Here is a 4260-nt window from a genome sequence, read left to right on the forward strand (position 1 = left end):
GAATCGCCCGCGACATCCGAAAAGCCAATGCCGCCGCGCTCGAAAAACTGCCCGCCTTCGAGAATCCGGGTACTCCCGCCGCCGCGCAGCCGCTCCTCTGGCCCACGCTGCCATGAATCGCCCGCGACATCCGAAAAGCCAATGCCGCCGCGCTCGAAAAACTGCCCGCCTTCGAGAATCCGGGTACTCCCGCCGCCGCGCAGCCGCTCCTCTGGCCCACGCTGCCATGAATCGACGGCAAATTCGGCGCCATCGAACCCGCCGAGCGTATCTGCGATCTGCTTTTGCAAACCGGTGAGATAGGTGCGGACAGCGTGTACGTCGTAGGTCGAATCGGTCATCGTGCTGCGTGCTTTCTGGTGTGCGGGAAAGGCGGACAAGGAGGCGGTCTGCCGCCATTCGGCGCGTTTCGTCTAAAAACGCACTGCCGGACGCGAAGGTCCGGCAGTGCTGTACTTGAATGCGGTGTCGAATCAGCTTTGTCGGTCCGACGCCTTTCGATTGAGCGCCCGATACCCAATGTCCCGCCGATACTGCATGCCGTCAAACGCGATCTGGTTGATCGTATCGTAGACGACGGATTGCGCGCCGCGAACCGAATCCGACAGACCCACGACACACAGGACGCGGCCGCCGGACGTGGTCAGCTTGCCGTTTTCCAGCGTGGTGCCGGCATGGAACGTCACTGCTTCCGGCGTTTCCGCAGGTATGCCGTTGATCCGGTCGCCCTTGCGCGGCGTGTCCGGGTAGTTGTGAGCGGCGAGCACCACGCCAAGCGCGGTACGCCGGTCCCATTCGATCTCGGCCGTGGCAAGCGTGCCCGCGATCGCGAGTTCAACCACCTTCGAGAAATCACCCTTCAGGCGCGCCATGATCGGCTGCGTTTCCGGATCTCCCATGCGGCAATTGAATTCGAGCGTCTTCGGATTGCCCTGCGCGTCGATCATCAGGCCGGCATACAGGAAGCCCGTGTAGCGGATGCCTTCCTGCTCCATGCCGCGCACCGTCGGCAGGATGATTTCGCGCATCACGCGCGCATGCAGTTGCGGCGTGACGATCGGGGCAGGTGAATACGCACCCATGCCGCCGGTGTTCGGGCCCTTGTCGCCATCGAGCAGGCGCTTGTGGTCCTGGCTCGACGCCAGCGCCAGCACATGCTTGCCATCCACCATCACGATAAAGCTGGCTTCCTCGCCGTCCAGGAACTCCTCGATCACCACGCGTGCACCGGCGTCGCCCAGCTTGTTGTCGGCGAGCATGGAGTCGACGGCTGCATGCGCCTCTTCCAGGCTAGTGGCGACAACCACGCCTTTACCGGCAGCCAGACCGTCCGCCTTGATGACAATGGGCGCGCCCTTCGTGTCGAGATAAGCGTGTGCCGCACCGATGTCCGTGAACGTTTCGTACTCGGCCGTGGGAATGGCATGGCGTTTCATGAACGCCTTGGCAAAGTCCTTCGAGCTTTCGAGTTGCGCCGCTTCTTTGGTCGGACCAAAAATCTTCAGACCACGCGAGCGGAACAAGTTCACGATGCCTGCCGCCAGCGGACCCTCGGGACCCACTACGGTCAGCGCGATCTGCTCATTTTCTGCGAAATCGGCCAGCGCGGCTGGATCCGTGATGTCGACATTCAGCAGACGTTCGTCCTGAGCCGTGCCGCCGTTACCCGGCGCGACATAAACCATCTGCACGCGCGGCGACTGCGCGAGCTTCCACGCGAGCGCATGTTCGCGACCGCCCGAACCGACGACGAGTAACTTCATTTAAACCTCGAAGACCTTAAGAAATTCGTGGCGGCTGGCAGCGCGAACCGGTGAGTTCTTCCTGAACCGGTTCACCGCGCCTCCGCAGTTTTGCTTTGCTGCATTCCGGCTGACTGTCAGTGGCCGCAGGGATCATGAGAGAGAGAAGAGGGCTCGCGCCGATAACGGCTGCGTCACACGACTTCGCGTCTTTAAACCCGGCCGTCAAAAGCCGTTTGCGGCTTGTTTCTCTGCAGACCCGGAACTGCTGCTGAACGCGCATGCACCAATCGGGCCAGAAATGCTTTGGGTTCTCGACTTCGCCTGCTGCAATTTCCAGCGCGTGAAAGACAAGCCCCTTACCAACCCGCGTTACTCTTCGTCGATTGTTGCGTTGGTATAAACCTCTTGCACGTCGTCAAGATTTTCCAGCGCATCGAGCAATTTCTGCATTTTCGCGGCGTCTTCGCCCGTGAATTCGACTTCAGTCTGCGGTTTCATGATCACTTCGGCGACTTCAGCCTTGAAGCCGGCAGCTTCCAGCGCGTCCTTCACCTTTTGAAAGTCGTTGGCCGGACACACCACTTCCATGCTGCCATCGTCGTTCGTCACCACGTCGTCCGCGCCCGCTTCGAGCGCCGCTTCCATCAGCTTGTCTTCCGGCGTGCCGGGTGCGTACAGGAACTGGCCGACGTGGTCGAACATGAACGCGACCGATCCGTCCGTGCCCATGTTGCCGCCGAACTTCGAGAACGCGTGGCGCACTTCCGCAACCGTGCGGGTCCGGTTGTCCGTCATGGTGTCCACGATGATCGCCGCGCCGCCAATGCCATAACCTTCGTAGCGGATTTCTTCGTAGGTCGCGCCGTCCACGCCGCCCACCCCGCGCTGGATCGCGCGGTTGATGTTGTCCTTGGGCATGTTGGCGTCGTACGCCTTCTCGACGGAGAGCCGCAGGCGCGGATTTGTGTCGATTTCTCCGCCGCCCATGCGCGCTGCAACCTGAATTTCCTTGATAAGACGCGTCCAGACCTTGCCGCGCTTGGCGTCGGTGGCCGCTTTCTTATGCTTGATGTTGGCCCATTTTGAATGACCCGCCATACCTTTCTCCATCGCGCCCGAGCTGTTCTCGCACGCCTGTGTGTCAATGTCGCCGCCTTATGCAGCTTTGTGCAACTTCTTTCAGCTTCCCTGCGCAGCGTTTTTCGCCAGCCGGCATGTATGTTCCCGCTGCTTACATGACGGGGCCTGCCGGGCGCGAAAAAACCGCGGCAAGGCTGCCTCAATGCTGCGTCAACGCATTTGGCGGACCCGAATTTTATCATGGCGCGCCCGTCCGGCAGGCATTGGCCCTATGGCGGCGACGCGATGAGCCGTAGGTTCGCCGGGCTTTCCGTCAGTTCTTGGTGCCGAACAGCCGGTCGCCGGCGTCCCCCAGGCCCGGGACAATGTATGCATGCTCGTTCAAATGGGAATCGAGCGAGGCGACGTAAAGCTTCACGTCAGGGTGGGCATCGGAGAAAACCTTCACGCCTTCAGGCGCCGCGACCAGCGCGACGAAGATGATGTTTTCACCCAGCACCTTGCGCCGTTTCATGACGTCGACCGCGTGCACTGCCGAATAGCCGGTCGCGAGCATCGGGTCGCACAAGATGAACACGCGCTCCTCGAGATCCGGGGGCAGGCGCACGAGATACTCGACCGGCCGGTGATCTTCCGCCCGATACACCCCGATGTGCCCCACGCGTGCCGACGGAATCAGGTCCAGCAGCCCGTCCGACATGCCGATGCCGGCGCGCAGCACGGGCACGATGGCGAGCTTCTTGCCCGCAATGACAGGTGCGTCGATGGTGACGAGCGGTGTCTCGACACGCTTCGTGGTCAGCGTCAGGTTGCGCGTGATCTCGTAACCCATCAGCAGCGTGATTTCCCGCAGCAATTCGCGGAATGTACGGGTGGACGTGTCCTTGTCCCGCATGTGAGTCAGCTTGTGCTGGATCAGCGGGTGGTTGAGGATGAAAAGATTCGGAAAGCGGCTGTCCTGGTTCATGGTGTTCGCGCGGTTGCCGCGGCATTAAATGTGGATTCGGGTCATGCTTGTGACGCAGATTGTCGGTGCGGCGGCTTTCAAACCGCGCGTGCAGGGCGGTTTCAATTGCTGAGCTTGGGCAGTGCCGCCAGTTTACCCAAATTAGGGGCGCTGAAAGTGGAGATTGCGGGCGACAGGCCATCCGGTCTATTGCACGGCCGACGTCCGATCCCTCATTCTTCTAGAATTGCATCATGCGATCCAATGCATGATTGCGAGCCGGGATCCGGCCGACATTCGAAATCCCGCTTTGACCGGTGCAAACCTGTCAAAGCGCGGGCAACTAGCGGACAACTACAAAGGGACAGCAATGGACATGGGAATCAAGGGGCGCACGGCGCTCGTATGTGCGGCCAACTAGCGGACAACTACAAAGGGACAGCAATGGACATGGGAATCAAGGGGCGCACGGCGCTCGTATGTGCGGCC

At 61.0% G+C, this 4260-nt stretch carries 4 protein-coding genes; all 4 read right to left on the reverse strand.

Going from position 1 to position 4260, the window contains the following annotated elements; genetic code table 11:
* Positions 1–341: coproporphyrinogen III oxidase (locus ACRXB1_RS31785; protein WP_449494294.1), on the reverse strand; the 341-nt coding region annotated here is incomplete at its 3' end.
* Between the two features lie 132 nt (positions 342–473).
* Positions 474–1763, reverse strand: coding sequence for a phosphoribosylamine--glycine ligase (gene purD / locus ACRXB1_RS31790; RefSeq protein WP_061998998.1), 1290 nt, complete (start codon positions 1761–1763; stop codon positions 474–476).
* A gap of 351 nt (positions 1764–2114) precedes the next feature.
* The gene (locus ACRXB1_RS31795) at positions 2115–2843 is read right to left on the reverse strand and encodes a YebC/PmpR family DNA-binding transcriptional regulator (RefSeq protein WP_062000783.1); all 729 of its coding nucleotides are present in this window, start codon (positions 2841–2843) and stop codon (positions 2115–2117) included.
* A 295-nt stretch (positions 2844–3138) separates the two neighbouring features.
* Positions 3139–3792, reverse strand: coding sequence for a uracil phosphoribosyltransferase (gene upp / locus ACRXB1_RS31800; protein ID WP_056352410.1), 654 nt, complete (start codon positions 3790–3792; stop codon positions 3139–3141).
* Positions 3793–4260 lie beyond the last annotated feature (468 nt).

The sequence above is a fragment of the Caballeronia sp. M23-90 genome, from assembly GCF_053574605.1.

What these genes read in the sequence shown, in the direction of transcription:
- purD (WP_061998998.1), bottom strand. Translation starts at nt 1,763, where the DNA reads ATGAAGTTACTCGTCGTCGGTTCGGGCGGTCGCGAACATGCGCTCGCG.
- ACRXB1_RS31795 (WP_062000783.1), bottom strand. Translation starts at nt 2,843, where the DNA reads ATGGCGGGTCATTCAAAATGGGCCAACATCAAGCATAAGAAAGCGGCC.
- upp (WP_056352410.1), bottom strand. Translation starts at nt 3,792, where the DNA reads ATGAACCAGGACAGCCGCTTTCCGAATCTTTTCATCCTCAACCACCCG.